The sequence below is a fragment of the Arthrobacter sp. AL05 genome, from assembly GCF_029960715.1.
GTDB lineage: Bacteria > Actinomycetota > Actinomycetes > Actinomycetales > Micrococcaceae > Arthrobacter.
In genome coordinates, this window is record NZ_JASBRC010000011.1 from 8620 (window position 1) to 26799 (window position 18180).

The 18180-nt window shown below is 66.6% G+C and carries 16 protein-coding genes; 6 read left to right on the forward strand and 10 right to left on the reverse strand.

All coding sequences use genetic code 11. From position 1 onward, the window contains the following. Window positions 1-159: 159 nt before the first annotated feature. From QK287_RS13515 to QK287_RS13525, 3 genes are all read left to right on the forward strand, one after another. Window positions 160-1488: a nicotinate phosphoribosyltransferase gene (locus QK287_RS13515; RefSeq protein ID WP_282360406.1), complete on the forward strand. Its 1329-nt coding sequence runs from the start codon at window positions 160-162 to the stop codon at window positions 1486-1488. Beyond that, window positions 1488-2162, forward strand: a complete 675-nt coding sequence (locus QK287_RS13520; RefSeq protein ID WP_226774477.1) for an isochorismatase family protein — start codon at window positions 1488-1490, stop codon at window positions 2160-2162. The genes QK287_RS13515 and QK287_RS13520 overlap by 1 nt, the downstream gene beginning before the upstream one ends. 108 nt (window positions 2163-2270) lie before the next feature. Next, complete coding sequence (locus QK287_RS13525; RefSeq protein WP_226774476.1) at window positions 2271-2618, forward strand: hypothetical protein; 348 nt, start codon at window positions 2271-2273, stop codon at window positions 2616-2618. A 73-nt stretch (window positions 2619-2691) separates the two neighbouring features. On the opposite strand, the gene QK287_RS13530 is transcribed toward QK287_RS13525, so the two are convergent. The 7 genes from QK287_RS13530 to QK287_RS13560 form a co-directional block, all read right to left on the reverse strand. Continuing rightward, on the reverse strand, window positions 2692-4479 hold the full coding sequence (locus QK287_RS13530) for a DEAD/DEAH box helicase (RefSeq protein ID WP_226774475.1): 1788 nt from the start codon (window positions 4477-4479) through the stop codon (window positions 2692-2694). Window positions 4480-4681: 202 nt separating this feature from the next. Further along, window positions 4682-5011, reverse strand: coding sequence for a DUF3039 domain-containing protein (locus tag QK287_RS13535; protein ID WP_226774474.1), 330 nt, complete (start codon window positions 5009-5011; stop codon window positions 4682-4684). Window positions 5012-5088: 77 nt separating this feature from the next. Continuing rightward, complete coding sequence (locus QK287_RS13540) at window positions 5089-6660, reverse strand: transporter (RefSeq protein WP_282360408.1); 1572 nt, start codon at window positions 6658-6660, stop codon at window positions 5089-5091. Continuing rightward, on the reverse strand, window positions 6642-7448 hold the full coding sequence (locus QK287_RS13545) for an ABC transporter ATP-binding protein (RefSeq protein WP_282360409.1): 807 nt from the start codon (window positions 7446-7448) through the stop codon (window positions 6642-6644). The genes QK287_RS13540 and QK287_RS13545 overlap by 19 nt, the downstream gene beginning before the upstream one ends. 72 nt (window positions 7449-7520) lie before the next feature. Beyond that, window positions 7521-8621, reverse strand: a complete 1101-nt coding sequence (locus QK287_RS13550) for an NADH:flavin oxidoreductase/NADH oxidase (RefSeq protein ID WP_282360411.1) — start codon at window positions 8619-8621, stop codon at window positions 7521-7523. Beyond that, window positions 8621-9610, reverse strand: a complete 990-nt coding sequence (locus QK287_RS13555; protein ID WP_282360413.1) for a tetratricopeptide repeat protein — start codon at window positions 9608-9610, stop codon at window positions 8621-8623. Before QK287_RS13555 ends, QK287_RS13550 begins: the two co-directional genes overlap by 1 nt. Window positions 9611-9697: 87 nt before the next feature. Next, entirely contained in the window at window positions 9698-11545 is a 1848-nt protein-coding gene (locus QK287_RS13560) for a hypothetical protein (protein ID WP_282360414.1), read from the reverse strand. Between the two features lie 200 nt (window positions 11546-11745). Here QK287_RS13560 and QK287_RS13565 point away from each other — a divergent pair, with 200 nt between their 5' ends. Further along, on the forward strand, window positions 11746-13038 hold the full coding sequence (locus QK287_RS13565) for an AI-2E family transporter (RefSeq protein ID WP_282360415.1): 1293 nt from the start codon (window positions 11746-11748) through the stop codon (window positions 13036-13038). Window positions 13039-13086: 48 nt separating this feature from the next. Here the strand turns inward: QK287_RS13565 and QK287_RS13570 are convergent, their stop codons facing one another. Continuing rightward, the gene (locus QK287_RS13570; RefSeq protein ID WP_226774468.1) at window positions 13087-13884 is read right to left on the reverse strand and encodes an alpha/beta fold hydrolase; all 798 of its coding nucleotides are present in this window, start codon (window positions 13882-13884) and stop codon (window positions 13087-13089) included. 34 nt (window positions 13885-13918) lie between these two features. Continuing rightward, window positions 13919-14287 carry an ATP/GTP-binding protein gene (locus QK287_RS13575; RefSeq protein WP_282360416.1) on the reverse strand — a complete coding sequence of 123 codons (369 nt, stop codon included), beginning with the start codon at window positions 14285-14287 and terminating at the stop codon, window positions 13919-13921. A 59-nt stretch (window positions 14288-14346) separates the two neighbouring features. Here QK287_RS13575 and nucS point away from each other — a divergent pair, with 59 nt between their 5' ends. Then, window positions 14347-15042 (forward strand): endonuclease NucS, encoded by a 696-nt coding sequence (nucS, locus tag QK287_RS13580; RefSeq protein WP_226774466.1) that lies wholly within the window; start codon window positions 14347-14349, stop codon window positions 15040-15042. Window positions 15043-15321: 279 nt separating this feature from the next. Further along, on the forward strand, window positions 15322-15525 hold the full coding sequence (locus QK287_RS13585) for a cold-shock protein (RefSeq protein ID WP_069952225.1): 204 nt from the start codon (window positions 15322-15324) through the stop codon (window positions 15523-15525). A 123-nt stretch (window positions 15526-15648) separates the two neighbouring features. On the opposite strand, the gene QK287_RS13590 is transcribed toward QK287_RS13585, so the two are convergent. After that, entirely contained in the window at window positions 15649-18156 is a 2508-nt protein-coding gene (locus QK287_RS13590; RefSeq protein WP_282360495.1) for a DUF2156 domain-containing protein, read from the reverse strand. Window positions 18157-18180 lie beyond the last annotated feature (24 nt).

An 18180-nucleotide genomic window follows, 5' to 3' on the forward strand; every position in this document is an offset into this window, starting at 1 on the left:
CGAAGCGAGACGCGGGAGCCGGTGGGTGGGCCCACGCCGGCGAGGGCCCCGCGGCAAAGCGAAGCGAGACGCGGGAGCCGGTGGGTGGGCCCACGCCGGCGAGGGCCCCGCGGCGAAGCGAAGCGAGACGCGGGAGCCGGTGGGGACTAGAGTGAATTTGTGAGTTCATCAGCTGGCTGGGGCCGTCCCCGCACGTCCCTGTACACCGACCATTACGAACTGACCATGCTCCAGGCCGCTTTGCATTCCGGCGCCGCCCACCGCAGGTCAGTGTTCGAGGCCTTTGCCCGGCGGCTGCCGGACGGACGCCGCTACGGCATCGTGGGCGGCACCGGCAGGCTGTTGGAGGGCATCGCCGACTTCCGCTTCGGCGGCGCCGAGATCGACTTCCTGCGCCGGACGAAGGTGGTCAACGAGGAGACGCTGGACTACCTGGCGGGATTTTCGTTCTCGGGTGATATCTGGGGCTACGCGGAGGGTGACGCCTACTTCCCCAACTCCCCCATCCTGATTGTGGAATCCACGTTCGCCGAAGCCTGCATTCTGGAGACCTACATCCTCTCGATCCTCAACCACGACAGCGCGATCGCTTCGGCGGCCTCGCGGATGATCACCGCGGCCGGCGGCCGGCCCTGCGTGGAGATGGGCTCGCGCCGGACCCAGGAGGAATCCGCGGTTGCCGCCGCCCGCGCCGCGATTATCGCCGGCTTCGACAGCACCTCCAACCTGGCCGCGGGCCTGCGCTACGGGCTCAAGACCGTCGGCACCGCCGCGCATTCCTTTACCCTCCTGCACGACACCGAACGCGAGGCCTTTGAGGCGCAGATCGCCTCCATGGGCAAAGGCACTGCGCTCCTGGTGGACACCTACGATGTCGAGGCGGCCGTTCGCACCGCCGTCGAACTGGCCGGCGACGAACTCGGGGCGGTGCGTCTGGACTCCGGCGACCTCGTGGCGCAGGCCCAATGGGTGCGGCAGTTCCTGGACGACCTGGGCAATGAGCGGACCCGCATCATAGTCACCTCCGACCTGGACGAGTTCGCCATCGCTGCCCTGCAGTCCGCCCCGGTGGACTCCTATGGGGTCGGTACCTCACTCGTGACCGGGTCCGGTGCCCCGACAGCCAGCATGGTTTACAAGCTGGTGAGCCGCACGGACGACACCGGCAGCTTCGTCGCCGTCGCGAAGGCGGCAAAAAACAAAACCAGCAAGGGCGGGCGCAAGTACGCCCTGCGCAAGCTCAACGAGCGCGGCACCGCCACGCAGGAAATTATCGGGGTCGGCCACCGCCCGGACGACGACGGCAATGACCGGCCCCTGCTCCAACAGTTCATCAAAAACGGCGAACTTGTGCCTGGCTGGACCGGCCCGGAAGGTGTGCTCCGTGCCCGCCAGCGCCACGCGGACACCATGAAGGAGCTTCCCGCTGTCGTCAACCGGCTGCAACGCGGCGAAGCGGCCATCCCGACCATTTACGAGGAGAACTGATGTCCCGCGCCCTGATCATCGTCGACGTCCAGAACGATTTTTGCGAAGGAGGCTCCCTTGCCGTTACCGGCGGGGCGGAGCTCGCCGGTGCCATCAGCGAATACGTTGACGCCCACCACGGACAGTTTGACCATATCCTGGCAACCCAGGACTGGCATGTGGACCCGGGTGAGCACTTCTCCGATGACCCGGACTTCGTTGACAGCTGGCCGAGGCACTGCGTGGCCGGAACCCGCGGTGCCGAACTGCATCCGGACCTGGATCCGGAATACATCCAGGCCTATTTCCGCAAGGGCCAGTTCACCGCCGCCTACTCGGGGTTCGAAGGACTCCTGGCCCCGGACGATGCCGTGCCCACCGGAGACCGGAAGCCCGGAGCCATGCCCCTTTCGGGGGACGCTGCCGGTGGTGCCGACGGCGCCGGGTCCTTTTCAGGCAGCGATTCCACCCCCGGCGAGGACGCGATCGGGCTGGACGACTGGCTGCAAAGCCACGACGTCGAAGATCTTGTTGTCGTCGGAATCGCCACCGACCATTGCGTTAAGGCGACTGCACTTGACGGCGTCCAGGCCGGATACTCAGTGACGGTCCTGCGGGGCCTGACCGTGGGCATTGCCGAGGATCTTGAGGACTCGTTCGCGGAAATGGAACTCGGCGGCGTGGACATCGCCTGAACCCTTGCGTCCCACCGGCCGGAGCGCTGACAGAAAATCCCATGCCCTCGAAGTAGACTCGAAATCCCTGCCAATATCGCCTGACCCGTAAAAAATCCGGAGTAGAACATGAAGAAGACCCTGACCGTCCTGATCGCTGCCGGTGCACTGCTCGGCGCTGCCGGCTGCTCGGCACCCCAAGACACCACCCAGGAGTCCTGCGCCCGGGTCCAGTCCGTCGGCGCCGGACCAACCTCCGCCGAGGACAAGGCAGGGATGATCCGCCTGGCCAACCGGCTCCGGCCCATCGAGGCCACCGCGGGCGGGGAGATCAAGGCTCCGCTGCAATCCATCGTCGAATACCTGGACGAGACAGCGAAGGAAAACCCGGATTCCGCCAAACTGCAGGACATGCAGGCCGGCTACACGGCTGCGGGCCAGACGCTCGGCGGGCTCTGCGCCGGCGGCGGCCAGTAGCGGCAGGACTGCGGCCGCCCAGGGCCACCAAAAAAGGACCGGGTCGCCCGGTCCTTTTTTATGCCGTCAGCGGCTACTTCCGGCCGACAAACCAGTCCTGGAGTTTCCGCAACCGGGTCTGCAGTTGCTCCTCGTTTGCCTGCGCCACGGCCGGGCCCCCGCACACCGTCCGGAGCTTGGTGTGGACGACGCCGTGCGGGGTGCCCGTGCGCGCGGACCAGGCCGCGACGTTCTTGGCCAGCTCGGTGCGCAGGTCCATCAGCATGCGGTGGTCCGGCATGGCGGGCACCGGTGCTGCGGACGCCGCACCCTGCGCAGACCGTGAGTTTTTGCGGTTGAGCTGATCGTGCTGGCGCTGGCGCAGCAGCGTGCCGACCTGCTCGGCGTCGAGCAGGCCCGGAATCCCCAGGAAGTCCAGTTCGTCCTCCGAGCCCACCTCGCCGCCGGTGCCGAACTCGCCGCCGTCGAACAGTACGCGGTCAAACGAGGCCTGCGAATCCAGCGCCTCAAACTTGCCCTTGGTCAACGAATCGGAGGCTTTCTCCTCGCGGTTCGCCTCGTCCATCAGCGAGTCCTCCGGGTTGAAGAGGCCGTCGCCGTCCTCCTTCTCCGGACGGTCCAGGGCGTGGTCCCGCTCCGCCTCCATGGAGTTCGCCAGTGCCATCAGTTGCGGCACGGAAGGCAGGAAGACCGACGCCGTCTCGCCGCGTTTCCGGGCGCGGACAAAACGTCCAACGGCCTGGGCGAAGAAGAGCGGGGTGGCGGTGGATGTGGCATAGACACCGACGGAGAGCCGCGGGACGTCCACACCTTCGGAGACCATCCGCACGGCCACCATCCAGCGCTTCTCGCTCGCCGTGAACTCCTCGATCTTGCTGGAGGCCTTGGTGTCGTCGGAGAGGATGACCGTGGGCGATTCGCCGGTGATCCTCTTCAGCTGCCCGGCGTAGGCGCGCGCGTCGTCGTGGTCGGTCGCGATTACCAGCCCGCCGGCGTCGGGAACGGTGCGGCGTACCTCACTGAGGCGTTTGTCCGCCCCGGCCAGCACCGCCGGAATCCATTCACCTGTTGGGTTCAGTGCCGTCCGCCAGGCCTGGGAGGTAACGTCCTTGGTGACTGCCGATTCGCCGAGGGAAGCCGCCATTTCCTCGCCGCCGCTTGTGCGCCAGCGCATCTGCCCGGAGTAGGCCATAAACATCACGGGACGGACCACGTGGTCCCGGAGCGCCTTGCCGTAGCCGTAGGTGTAGTCGGCTTTGGAGCGGCGGATCCCGTCGCGGTCCTCGGCGTATTCCACAAAGGGGATCGGCGAGGTGTCTGACCGGAACGGCGTACCCGTCAGGGAGAGCCGGCGTGCCGCGGGCTCGAAGGCTTCGCGGAGCCCGTCCCCCCACGACAACGCCTCGCCGCCGTGGTGGATTTCGTCCAGGATCACCAGCGTGCGTGCGGCCTCGGTCTTGGCGCGGTGCAGCATCGGCTTGCTCGCCACCTGGGCGTAGGTGACGGCGACGCCGATGAAGCCCCGGCCGTGCTGGCCGTCGGCGTTCTTAAAGTTCGGATCAATGGCGATGCCCACCTTGGCGGCGGCGTCCGCCCACTGCCGCTTCAAGTGGTCCGTGGGCGCAACGATCGTGACTCGGTTGACGATATTGGCCTCGATCAGCATGGATGCCACCCGCAGCGCGAAGGTCGTTTTGCCGGCGCCGGGCGTAGCAACCGCAAGGAAGTCCCTGGGTTGAGAGGTGAAGTAGCTGTCGAGGGCTTCCTGCTGCCAGGCGCGGAGCTTCGGCGCGGTTCCCCAGGCTGCCCGCTCAGGATACGCGGGGGGCAGCACTGGTCCGCCAAAGAGTGTCTCTGTCACCTGGGACCCGCCATTTCGCGCACTGCTGCCGCTGCCGGAAAAACCCAATAAAACACAAAAACACCAATCTTTTCAGATGAACCGTCAGTACTTACCGGCCAGCGGGGACCGGGCAGCATTCGCCGGACGGACAGGACCCCGACGCGCGGCCGGACTCCCGGACGCGGTACATGCTGCCGCGGTCCCGCGCTGCCCGGCCGGACTACTTGCCGCCGTCGCCCTTGCCGCCGCCGTCGCCGCCGGGACGGAGGCCTTCGTAGACCTCTTTGCATTCGGGGCAGACGGGGAACTTCTTCGGATCGCGGCCCGGTGTCCACACTTTGCCGCACAAGGCGATCACGGGGTCGCCGGACAGCGCGGACTCCATGATTTTTTCCTTGCGCACGTAGTGCGAAAATCGTTCCCGGTCCCCGGGCTCAACGTCCTGGCGCAGTTCCTCGCGCTCGATCGTGGCCGTCGACGTCCCGGTTCCGGAGAGCTCGCGCATCGGGTCGTTTTCGAGAGGATCGGTCATGCTGTTCATAACATCCATCTTAGCCGCTGGATGTGACGGCAGTGCGACGGGACGGCATCGGCACCGCTGTTCGGGTCCCGGCTGCGGCTCCCGCCTCACCGGTTGACGGCGAGCTGGGCCAGCAGTTCAGGCCCCCGCGCGTCGAGCCATTTGCCACCGAGCCGCACTCCTGCGGCGAACAACGCCGCGCCCAGGACCGGGCCCAGGACCAGGTTGATCCAGCCGGGAACTGTGCTGCCGGTGACTAATTGCGCCGCTACCAGGGCGACTTCGGGGAGCATCAGCACCAGGAGCACCCCCATGCCGCCGAACTGCACGGCCATCGCCTGCGCCATATTGCCCGGCGGCTTCTTGAACGGGCTGTCGCCGGGGAGCGGCACCGCGACGGTGTAGCGTGCCGACACCACCGAGGACAGGCCCAGCCCGCTGAACAGCACCCCGAGGGAGAGCCCGAGCACGCCGGGCAGCAGCGTCCAGTCGGCGCCGAAGAGGAAGGGCAGGACGCTGAGCGCCAGCACCGTCGGCAGGGCGAAGACCAGGCATGCCAGGGCGCGGCCAAGCCGGTCGTGGCTCCCCCTGACTCCGGTCGAAAGGTGCAGGGCAAAGGCGGTGCTGTCATAGGAGACATCCGTTGAGATGGACCAGGCGAGCAGGAACGCAATCAGTGGGCCGATAAAGAGCAGCAGTCCGTAGGCCCCGGTCTGGGTCGCCTGGAACAGCAGCAGCACCGGCAGCAGCGGGACGACCACGAGAGTGCCGGCGTACCTTGGGTCGCGGAGCCAATAGCTCAGGCACCGCGCCGCGACTGCTCCCGTCGGGGTACCCGGGAACAGTGCGAAGAAGCCCAGCCCTGCGGCGCGCTTTTTGGCGGTGCCGGCATACGGGGGCGTCACGAGGGCCCGCTGCAGCAGGAGTTTCCAGCACAGCGCCAGTCCCGCGAGTGTGGTCAGCGCGATCAGGAACTTCAGCGCCGCGGCACCATAGCTCCCCGCGGCGAGTTCCCCGCCAAGGGACCACGCCGCACCTGCCGGGGTCCACGAGAGCGTTCCGGCGAGTCCGGTCAGGAATTGCCCGGAACCGGCGATGCCCCCGGCGACACTGGCCACAATCGGGCCCATCAGGACCAGCGGGATCAGGAAGACGACGGCGCTGGCGTCCTTGAAACGGCGGGAACCCGCCAGCCCGGCCGTGGCCGTGGTGGCCACCTTGGAAAGCACAATGCAACTGAGCACGCCAAGCACCGCACCGATGAGGGCGCCCACCGCGCCGGGGAGGCTCCGTGACCAGGTCCCGACGGTGCCAAGCGCCAACAGTGTGGTCGCAATTCCCGGGATTCCGATCAGCCCGCCCAGGGCAAGCCCGGTCAGCAACGCCGGCATCGGCACGGCGAAGGTGGTGAACCGTGCCGGGTCCAGGGTCATGTCGGCGGCTGAGACGGCAACCGGGATGAGCGCCCAGCCCAGCAGCGCCGCGGAGCCGCCCAGCACAACAACAGTCTGCGCCAGGGGCACGTCCTCGCCGCGGAGCAGCAGCAGGGCAGTGACGCCCAAGGCCACCAGCCCCAGCGCATACAGGGCACCGACGCCAAGGCCCACCAGCTGCCAGGGACTGCGCCGGACGCTGTTGCGCAGCAGGGTCAGCTTGAGCCTTAGAAGGTGCGCAACCATTCCAGCCCCTCCGTGTGGTTGCGGCCGCCGACCAGTTGGACGAATCGGTCCTCGAGGGATCCGCCGCCGCGGACCGCGTCCACCGTCCCGGCCGCAAGGACCCGCCCGGCGGCGACAACGGCCACGTGGTCACACATCCGCTGGACCAGGTCCATCACGTGGCTGGAAATAATCACCGTGCCCCCGGACGCCACATACCGGTCCAGGATGTCGCGGATGTTGGCGGCCGACACCGGATCCACCGACTCAAACGGCTCGTCGAGGACCAGCAGCCGGGGCGCGTGGATCAGCGCGGAGGCGAGGGCAATCTTTTTGGTCATCCCGGCGGAGTAGTCAACCACCAGCGTTCCCGCATCGGCCCCCAGATCCAGGGCAGCCAACAGTTCCGTGACCCGTGCGGACACCACATCCTTGGCCATGCCGCGCAGCAGCCCGGCATAGCTCACCAGCTGTTCGCCGGTCAGCCGGTCAAAGAGCCGGACACCGTCAGGGAGGATTCCCATGAGTTTTTTGGCCGCCAGCGGCCGTTGCCAGACATCCACTCCGTGCACCAGCGCCGTGCCGAAGTCCGGCCGCAGCAGCCCGGTAGCCATCGACAGCGTGGTGGTCTTACCGGCTCCGTTCGGGCCGACGATACCGTAAAAGGAGCCTGCCGGAATATCCAGGCTGATACCGTCGACGGCGATTTTATCGCCAAAGCGCTTGGCGAGCCCGCGCAGCGAAAGCGCCGGAACCTCCTGCCCCGGCTGGTGTCCAGTGCCGTGCGGATGTGGTTCGGGAAGACTCATAACGCTAGGCTAGCTGCCCCGGTACCCGGAAGGGATCCTCCGAGAGGCGTAATCTTGGCCGCCAGCGGGTCCCTAGAAGGAATGACGGGGAATGGCACGTTCGTATTGCGGGGGCCACGCCAGGTTATCGCCAAGTTCGAACGCGGCCCGCAACCACCAGTGCGGATCACGCAATGCTGCCCGGGCGATGAACACGCCGTCAGCCTGTCCGGTCGCCACGGCATGTTCGGCTTGGCCGGCGGAGGTCAGCAGGCCAACGGTGCCGGTCCGGACTCCCGTTTCGCGCCGGATGCGCGCGGCGAAACCGGTCTGGTAGCCGGGCCCTGCCTTGATCTGCTGGTGTGCCACGGCGCCGCCGCTGGAAACATCCACGAGATCCACACCATGCTCCGCGGCTGCCTTGGCCAGACGGACCGAATCCGCAACGTCGATGCCGCCTTCGGCCCAATCGGAGGCAGAGATCCGGAGCAGTAGGGGCATGGAGTCGGGAATGACCGCGCGGACGGCATCTATCACCGCGAGGGTCAGCCGGTTTCGCCCAGCCTCGTCGCCGCCCCAGCGATCGGTGCGGTCGTTGATGAGCGGACTCTGGAACTGGTGCAGCAGATAACCGTGGGCGCCATGTATTTCGATGGTGTCGAAGCCGGCTCCGACGGCCCGGACGGCGGCCGCGGCGAAGTCCGCGATGACGGCGTCGATCTCGGTCTCAGTCATCGCCGAAGGTGACTCGTAGCCATCAAAAGCCCCGGTGCCCGGTCCCACGGTGGGCCAGCCGCCGTCGTCCGCCGGGACCGTTCCCGTGTGGCCGGAGAACGGCCAGTAGGAGGATGCCTTGCGGCCGGCATGCGCAAGCTGGGTGCCGATTTTCGCCTCCGCGGTGCCGTGCCGGTGCACAAAGGAGGTGATCCGTTCCCAGGCCGCTGCCTGGTCGTCGTTGTAGAGGCCGGCGTCACGCGGGCTGATCCGGCCGGCGGCATTCACGGCCGCCGCTTCGGTGAGGATCAGGGCTGCCCCGCCGGTGGCGAACGCGCCCAGATGCATCAGGTGCCAGTCGTTGGGGACACCTTCCCCGGTTTCCGGCTCGCAGCTGTACTGGCACATCGGAGATACCCAGCCGCGGTGCTGCAGGGTCAGGGAGCGGAGTTCCAGCGGAGTGAAAAGCGCCGACGCCATCAGAACAGCACCCGAGCGAGGTTTTGGCGCGCCTTCGCGACGCGGTCGTCGGCCGGGCCCACAACATCGAACAGTTCCAGCAGCCTGATCCGCGCAGTTTCCCGCTCCGGACCGAAATTCCTGCCGATGAACGCCACGATCCTACCGAGGCCGTCCTCGATATGACCGCCTGCGACGTCCAGGTCCGCCACCTCAAGCTGGGCCTCAAGGTTATCCGGCCCGGCGGCGGCTTTCTGGCGCAGCGCCTCGGTGTCCGCTGACGAAAGCGCCTGGAGCCGGTCCATCAGTCCTACCTGTGCCAGTCCGGTCTTGGCCTCGGAGTCGGCCGGCATCTCCAACAGTGCCTGGCGGTACGCGTCGGCGGCCGCAGCGAAGTCCCCGGCTTCGATCGCCTCGAACGCCTTCTGGTGCAGCGGAGGCAGCGGCGCAGCTTCGGGTTCGGCAGCTCCTGCTCCCCCAGCGCCGACACGTCCGGCCACGCCGTTCGCACCGGCGACCTTAAGCAGCTCATCCAGCAGGCTGCGGACCTGTGGTTCCTCTGCACCGCCCTGGAAAAGGGGCACCGGCTGGCCCTTGACAAGCGCCACGGCGGTCGGCACCGCCTGCACCTGGAACGCCTGGGCGAGCTGCGGGAATGCTTCGACGTCCGCGGCGCCGAGCACCAGCTGGCCCTCGTAGCTGTCCACGATCCGTTCCAGCGTGTCCACCACGTCAGCGGAACCTGGCGAATAGGAAGCCCAGAGTGCAACGACAACCGGGACCTGGGCCGAAAGCTCAACGAGTTCCTGGAAGTTTGCTTCGGTGATGTCCACCCGGAGCGGACGGACCGGGGGCTCCGCCTCGCCGCCGGCGGCGGCCCCGGGCAACTGTGGTGATCCGGCGGCAGGCGGCGCGGGACGCTGTTTCAGGGCGGAAAGGTCGACGGCGCCCCGCAGGCTGAGCGGGTTGGCGGCAGCTGGCGGGACCGGGCGGGAAACTGGCGAAGTCATGGTTCCACTCTAGCCACATTGGCCCCGGCCGGTGCGACGCGGGTCGCACCGTCCGGGCGAAAGGACCCGGCCCCGGCCAGGCACGGACTACTTGAAGGAGGCTCCCACAAGTCCACGGGTGGCGGCCACGAGTTTCATCGGGTCCTGGGATCCTGCCGGCGGAATGAAAACAGCCACAGACTCGGCAAAGTTCAACACCATTCCGGTGCTGGTCTCCTTGCCGCCCGCCAGCGCCGCTGCGTCATCTCCGATTGTCAGTTTGTCCCCGGCGGCCTTGGGTGTGCCATCAAAAGCGAAGTTCAGCCGGCCCAGCGCCAAGGCACCGCCGTCGGCAGTCCGGAACACCACAACGCTTTCGGGCACCACTTTGTGGGTGAAAGCGAAAGTGCCGTTGACGCCGGAGTTCACGACGTCGCCCTGATATGCCAGCGTGTCAGCAATGTACGGCGAGGAGGCACCCTCGGTGAGCTTGTCCTTGAACGAAGAATCGGCGGAGTTCAGCCGGTCGCCCAGCCCTGCCAGGGCTTCCTCGCCGCTGTACAGCAGACCAGATTTATCCGTGGGCGCAAGCGTCTCGGTGCCCCCGCGGGCAATTCCCGGGAAGGTCGTTCCCGGTTGCAGCGGCGTGCTTAGGACCAGCTTGTAGTTCTCCCGCGGAGAGGCCTGGGTCAGGGTGAGCAACTGCGGCACAACATTGCCCTCGCCCTGGGTAACGGCCATCACAGAGCGCGGCCAGGCGCGCTGCTCGGTGACGACAGTGGTCAGGAGCTTGGTCGCACGGACCGGCATCCGGGCCTCGTACGAACCAACCTGGGACCGGATCTTGTAGTTCTGGGTGCGCACCTCGAGCTCGGGTCCGGCCACCCGCGCCGCCAGCTGGCTGGCGTCCCGGGCTGCGTCTCCTGCGTCGACGGCACTGGAGACCTGTTCAAGGATGCGGCGGAACTGCACATCGAGCAGGACCGGCAGACCCGAAGCCTGCCCGCCGGCGGCCGAAGTGCTCGGCGACGGGGACGGCGTCTGGCTAGCCTGGGCGGCCGTGCCGCTGCCTGCGACAGCGGTGGCGGTCAGCAGCGCGACGGCGGCTGCGCTGCGCCTGAGCCGCTGCGCCACCGGGAACAGCCGGGCGGTGAACTGCTCGGCGCCGCCCTTCGGATCGGTGCGCTCCGGATCACCCGCGGACGGACCGATCACGGGGACGCCCCCGGTGGCACCGGCGGATTCCGCTGCATCTTTGCGTGCATTGGCTTTGCGTGCCGCGGCTTTGGCCATGGCGCCGCGGGGGCCCGTGCTGTCGCCGGCACCGTCGCTGCCGGTGCGCCCGCCGGTCCTGGGCCTGAGTGCCAGCAGCGCGGCGCCGGCCAGAATAAGCAGTCCCCCGAGAACCATAAAGGGAACGGCCCAGGGGGTGGACGTGTCATTCGGGAAGGTGATGGTGATCGAACCGGGGGCCGGTTTGGTGCCATCGGCCGCCAGCAGCAAGGACCAGTCACCGTCCGCCGGCGGGGTCCAGTTGTACTTCAGCTCGCCGCTGGCGTTTTCGGTGCTGGCCCACAGGTCCGAGCCAGCCGGCGACGGCGCGGTGGATTCTCCGTCGGCATGCGTCAACTGCAGGTCCTTGCCGTCCTCCGAAACGCCGGAGACGGTGTTGTGGGCAGTCTTGCCCACCCAGGCCGCGACATCGTCGGGCCGGCCGGCCGCGAGGATGAAGCTGCCTTCGCCCTTGACGTTAATAGTCACCGTGCCCGCGTGCAGGGTGCGCAGCTTTTCGTCAAAGACCGTCAGCGGCGCGGCGGTGGCACCGGCGGGTGCTGTGGCGGTCACGGTCTCGGCCGGAGCCCAGAAGGTCTTCTGCCCGATGCCGGCCAGTAGTGTCAGGAGGCCCAGCAGCACTAGTGCAACTGCAGTCTTGAAACGCAAAATATTACCCATCATCAGCGGACGCTTTGCCTTAATAGTAACCGTTTTGTTACCACGGAGTCAGATCGGACTGTTTGTCAACCCCCGGGGAGGCGCCGGCAGCGGCCGCCAGCGCACGCTTAACAGGCCTGCTGATAGTGTTTGCGGTGATCATCACACGGGGCCGGCACCGCCTCTCCGCCGGGAAAATACAGACAATAAAGGGCTTCAACGCAGTGACTGGACACACGGACTCGTCCCCCTCAGGACCGGAAGAAAAACAGGAATCCGGCAGCACGGCGGGGCCCGCGCACGAACTGGTTTCCCCCCGCCGCAGCGCCCTCGCTGGGGTGCTGAATTCCTTGGCCCACCGCCTGCGCCAGCCCATTCCGGGAGCACAACCGCGGCTTCGTTTCGAGATGCCCCCGGAGCAGGACCAGATCCTGGCCGAGACAGAGGCGAGCACACGCTTCGGCGATCCCGGGCCGCGAATGTCCTCCCAGCACCCCCTGTACGTCGGCTTCCTGGGGACTGTCGGCGTCGGCATGGCACTGCTTGTGTACTGGATCGGTTCCAACACAACACAGCTGCTCCTGTGGATCGTGGCGGCGCTTTTTATCGCCTTGGGACTGGATCCGGTGGTGCGCTGGCTTGAGACGAAAAGGGTCCCCCGCGCCGCCGGGATCGTGATCGCCGTGGCCAGCCTGGCCCTTGCCATTGCGGGTTTTTTTGCCACGCTCATCCCGACCATCGTCCAGCAGGTCACCCAAATCGTCGAGGAAGCACCGCGCTGGGTCACGGACTTCATTAACTCCGACTTCTTCCGCAGCATCGACAACCAGTACGGGGTGCGGGAACGCATCACCCAGGAGCTGGAGAAGTTCGTCAACAACCCGGAGGCGATGGGTGGAATCTTTGGCGGCGTCGTCGGATTCGGCACCACTGTGGCAAACGGCCTCTTCGGGACGCTGATCGTCCTGGTACTCAGCCTCTACTTCCTCGCTGCCCTGCCGGCGATGAAAAAATGGGGCTATCGCCTGGCTCCACGGTCCCGCCGGGCCAGGGTGGAAGCCCTGTCTGAGGAAATCACCGGATCGGTGGGCAACTATGTGATCGGGCAGGCGGTCGTCGCCCTCCTGAACGCCGCCTACTCATTCATCGTGATGTCCATCGTTGGCGTCCCTTTCGCCGTGCTGCTGGCCTTTGTGGTGGCGCTGCTGGCGTTCATTCCCCTGGTCGGAGGCTTGATTGCCGGGGTGATCGTCACGCTGATTGCGCTCACCGCGGGCTGGCAGACTGCAGTGGTCTACGCCATCTGCTACTTCGCCTACCTGCAGTTCGAGGCCTACTTTATCTCCCCGCGTATTATGCAGAAGGCCGTGGCAGTGCCCGGTGCCGTGGCAGTCATCTCGGTGATCGCCGGCGGCAGCCTCCTCGGTGTGCTCGGTGCACTGATAGCGATCCCCACCGCCGCGGCCATCATGCTCCTGGTCAAGGAAATTTTTATCGTCCGTCAGGACAAGCACTAACCCAAGGGTGCGCGACCATCAACCTGCCCGGCGGGCTCCGGTGTGCACTTAGGCGTGCGCCGTGGCCAACGGGCCGTCCCATTCCTCCGGCAGCCGGGTGGCAGTTGCCCCCGGCAACACCTCGTCGACAATCTCGTTAAGCACCCGGCCGGCGTATTTTTCCCCCACCCACAGGTGCTTGGCACCGTCCACGCCGATAACGCGGGCCTGCGGCACCACTGCGAAACGCTCCGCGGCCTCGACCGGCTGGAGATAGTCGTCAAGTGCGGGGACCAGCACCTTAAGCGGTTTGCCGGCTGCCGCCCATTCCTTCAGGTGAACCTCCGTGGCCCGGTGCAGGGGCGGCGAGAGCAGGATGGCGCCGGCCACCCCGGAGGCCACCGGTTCGGATGCCCCGTACATCAGCGCGAGCTCCGTACCAAAGGACCAGCCCACGAGCCAGCGGTTCGGCAGGCCACGGTCCACGGCGAACTTCACGGCGGCTTCGACGTCCAGGCGTTCGCCGATGCCCTCCTCAAATTGGCCCTCGCTGGTTCCCCTCGGCGAGCCGGTGCCGCGGGTGTTGAACCGGAGCACTGCAATTCCGGCCAGGGCCGGAAGGCGGTAGGAGGCTTTCCGGTAGATGTGCGAGTCCATAAACCCGCCGTGCGTCGGCAACGGATGCAGGGTGATCAGGGTGGCCTTCACCGCACCGGACTCGGGGAGCGCGAGTTCGCCGACGAGCCGGTGTCCGTCGCCGGTGATGAGCTCCACGTTCTCCCGGTGGGCGGGAAGCACTGTGGAGGCACGGATCGCTGTCGGTTCGGAAGGCTGGCTGAAGACGTACGACGCCGGGTCAAAACTCATGCGTCCAGCTTAGCGACACCAACCGGGGGCCGCGTCAGCGGTAGCGGTAGCTGCGTGAGGTCCAGCAGTTGGTGTGCCAGTGCCGCCGCTCTGCGAGTCCCGCGGCCGCCCCGAAGAGGTGGTCCTCGGACCACACCACGAGGTGTGCCACACCGGGCAGCACCGCCGTGGAGCAGCCTGGACAAATGTAGGTCTTCTCGGCGCGGCCGGCGGTGATGGACCGGACCGACCACTCTCCGTCGGGTGCACTCTCCCGGCGCGCGACGCCGGTGCGCGCACGCTCCAGGTCCAGTTCCGGCACGGGACCGCCCTTCACACCGGGCTTGGTTGCTTTGCCGGTCCCTGCCTTGCCTGATCCGGATCGCCCGGCGACGGGCCGGCGGGGACGGTTGGAACGGGGCATGGTTCCATTCTGCCCCAGTCCGGGTGCCCCCTGTCGCCGCAGGCGGTAGTGTTGACCGGGTGCGTTTAGTCATAGCCCGTTGCTCCGTAGATTATGTCGGCCGGCTCAAAGCCCATCTCCCGCTGGCGACCCGGCTTCTGCTGGTCAAGGCCGACGGTTCCGTCCTGGTCCATTCCGATGGCGGGTCCTACAAGCCTTTGAACTGGATGAGTCCGCCGGCGTCGCTGCGGGTCTCCACCCCGGACGAAGTCGACGTCGAAATTGGTGTGATCGAACAATGGACCGTCCAGTCAGCCAAAACGGATGACCGGCTGATCATCAACATCCATGAGCAGCTGCACAACACCTCCCACGAGCTCGGACAGGATCCCGGCTTGATCAAGGACGGTGTCGAGGCTGACCTGCAGCGGCTTCTGGCTGACCAGATTGAACTCCTGGGCACCGGATTTACCCTTATCCGCCGCGAGTACTATACGGCTATCGGACCGGTGGACATCCTGGCCCGGGACGCCGGTGGCGCCACAGTGGCCATTGAGCTCAAGCGCCGCGGCGACATCGACGGCGTCGAGCAGCTGACCCGCTACCTCGAACTGCTCAACCGCGACCCGCTGCTGGCTCCGGTCCGCGGGATCTTTGCGGCCCAGCAGATCAAGCCGCAGGCCAAGGTGCTGGCGGCCGACCGCGGCATCGACTGTGTCACCCTCGACTACGATGCCATGCGCGGCGTCGACGACGTCGAATCCCGGCTTTTCTAAGCGGCCGGAATTCGGCGCTGGCTGCGTTCGTCGATTCTTTGTACAAAATTTATGCCAATTGTGGGCCTCGCCCGTTGACCTGACGCAGCTCACATGAAATTCTTATGGGAGTCTTTGTGTAGGTATTTTTATGCTCGCAAGACATGTTGCGAGCGTGAAGCGCCTGCCGCCGAAGCCCGGGTATTCCGGTCCCACAGCCTCAAATGCTTCTCGCGGAGTGACCAAGCGCGGCACGAAGTGTGCCGGGTTTAAAACAAGATTCAGAACGAGGAGATTTACATGGCACAGGGAACTGTCAAGTGGTTCAACGCTGAAAAGGGCTTCGGCTTTATCACCCCGGACGACGCCGACGGCGATGTTTTTGTTCACTACTCGGAGATCCAGACCGGCGGCTTCAAAACCCTCGACGAGAACGCCCGCGTTCAGTTCGAAATCGGCCAGGGCGCCAAGGGCCCGCAGGCAACCGGCGTGACGCTGGTCTAGTACCCACAGCGGGGACTGCCTCCGGCGGTTCCGCGCAGAATGATCCCCGGCTTCCGAGCCGGGGATCATTTTTTTGCCCCCACGGCCGGCAGGCAGCAAACCCCACTTGGACGGTCCGCGGACTCAGCGCACCAGGCCCCGTAGAAGCCGCGCACTTTGCCGCATCGACAGGCCTGGCAGATACGCCCGGCTTAGCGCCCTGCCCATGGCTGGCAGTTGCAGGGGATCCTGGTAATACAGGTACAGCGTCCGGTACTCCGGCTGAAAACGGGACTTAAAGGTTGCCAGCGACCTGAAGCCGTACACGGGTTCCAGCGCCTTCCCCACAACGTCCAGAATCCGTGCCAGCGACTCGGAGCCGGAATCATCTCCGGCAACGTCAGCCATGGCAGCCGTGTCCTTCGCCAACGGCGACCCGGACAGGGAAATCACCTCCACCGAGTCGCGGAATTCCCGGACCGCGGAGGCGATCAGAAACTCCATCACACCGGGGATGGAATCACGACGGCGGCGCATAAAGTCCAGGGTCCAGCTGACCAGGCGCCCGTCGCTGTGGACCGGAAGCCAGCTGGTGACGCCCTGCACCTGGCCCCCGGCGTCCATTGCCAGGCAGCACAGCACTTCCTCGTCTTCAAGCTCGTCGATGCCGCCGAGGGTAAATCCCATCTCGGGGATGAACTTCTGGGCGGCCCATTCCTCCGAGACTTCGCTGAGCTGGGCCCTTACTGCCGGCGCAAAGTCCGTGTAACGGCCCCATACCGCGTGCACCCCGGTCTTCGCGGCACGGTTTAGGGCAGTGCGGACGTTCTGCCAGTCCTTACCCTTAAACTCCAGCGAGCGGACGGCCAGCCGGGTTTCCTGCGCCACCGCCACCCGCCGGAAGCCACGGCCCGCCAGCAGTGGCCAGATCTCGTCAGTGCACGAATAGAAGCAGGGAATGAGGGCGTGTTCGGCGCAGTAACGGATAAAACCCGCTGCCGTCTCCGCACGGAAAGCCGCGGGGCCGAAGGGACCTGCCAGTGTCAGTGCGACATTGCCGTGCTGCTGGTAGGCCACTCCCCCGCGGCGCTCCGGGGCGAACCAATACTTGTTGGGCTCCCACAACGCCATCCAAGACAAGGAGTCTCCGCCTTGGCGGATGAGGCTGCGGGCCACGCCGCGGTCATCTGCCCCGGCGTCGGTGCGGTGCTGCCGACGTTGCAGGACCAGCCACACAGCGGTGAGCGCAACGGCCCAGAAGATGATGCCGGACGTGGCGAAAAGGAAGGCCTCAACGGGATCACGGCCCTGGAAGAGGCGGCTGTATATTCCGGGGATGGGAATCGGCAGATACTGGCGGGACAGCTCGGCGGCCAGGCCGAGGAGCCCGCCGTCACGGTCCATGCCGCCGTCGGACAGCCAGACTGCGGTGTAGCCGGAGGCCAGCACCAGCAGCGTTCCGCCCACCACAGCGGCGAGGGCCGTACGTGCCCGAGGACTGGTTTCGACCCGGAACTGGCGCCGATTGGCCACGAGCAGGAGAACCAGCATCAGGGGAACCACCACGAGGGGCAGCACGTGGACAATACTTGAGCCCATCACACCGGTTCGCGGCCGGCCGGCGTACGGCGGGATCCGGGCGAACAGCGAAAGGTAGACGGCCGCCAAGGCCGTCACCGCGAGCTGGACGGTGATCGCGATCCGGAGGGCCAGCCTTCGTCCGTGCCGCATGCCGTCAGCGCAGATCAGAAGCAGCACCACCGGGACCACCGCCAGCGCCAGGCCCAGCGGTCCGGCGAAACCGGCCCGCCCGGCCTCAAGGCAGCTCACGTCGATGGTGCCGCCGCAATACTGTTCCAGCTGGTTCAGGGTGGGCAACGGGTTCAGGACGACGTCCCGCAGCAGTGCCAGCGGCCCGGTGGGAGCCCTGACGGTGGCCGTGAGGATGGGCCCGACGGCGAAAATCGCCACGGTGAGCGCGAGCAGGTTCCGGGTTTCACGTCCGGTGGAACGGTGGCGTTGCAGCGTGCCCTTGTCGCCCTGGATCCACCAGCCGGCGGCCAGCCCGGACAGGGCACCGGCCAACCCCACAACCGTCTCCGCATGCCCGACATACAGCACAAGCATCAGTGAAACACCGACCACCGCCGTGCGCAGCCGGCGTTGCCAGAGTGTGGGCAGCAAGCCGCTTGACGCCAGCGCGACGGCCAGCACGGCAGCATACGGGCCCATAAGACGCGCATCCACCATTCGCCCGAGCCAGCCGTCGTCGGCATACCGGGCGAGTTGAGTCAGCAGCAGAAACAGCGTCACCGAAGCGAACTGTGCGGCAAAATAGAACACTGCCGTGCGTCGACTGCCAAGCTGCCGCTCGGTGAGGCCCAGCAGGAGCAGGATCATTAGAGCGGCTGCGGCATATGCCAGCAGGTTCGTGGCGAAGAACATCGAGGTAAACATCGACCACCAGGCCCCGGATTTCAGGCCCGGGGCGCTGACGGAAGCCAGATTCAGCAACGATTCCGGCGGCCCGGCGAGAAAGCTTCCGGTGGCCGCACCGACCAGGAGGAAAGCCGCGAGGACGGCGAGGGTGAAGGGTATGGCGCGCAGATGGCCGAGCGACTGCCGCAGGCCCGCCAGGACAAGACCAGCCAGGGAGGCGGCGTCGGACCCCCGCCG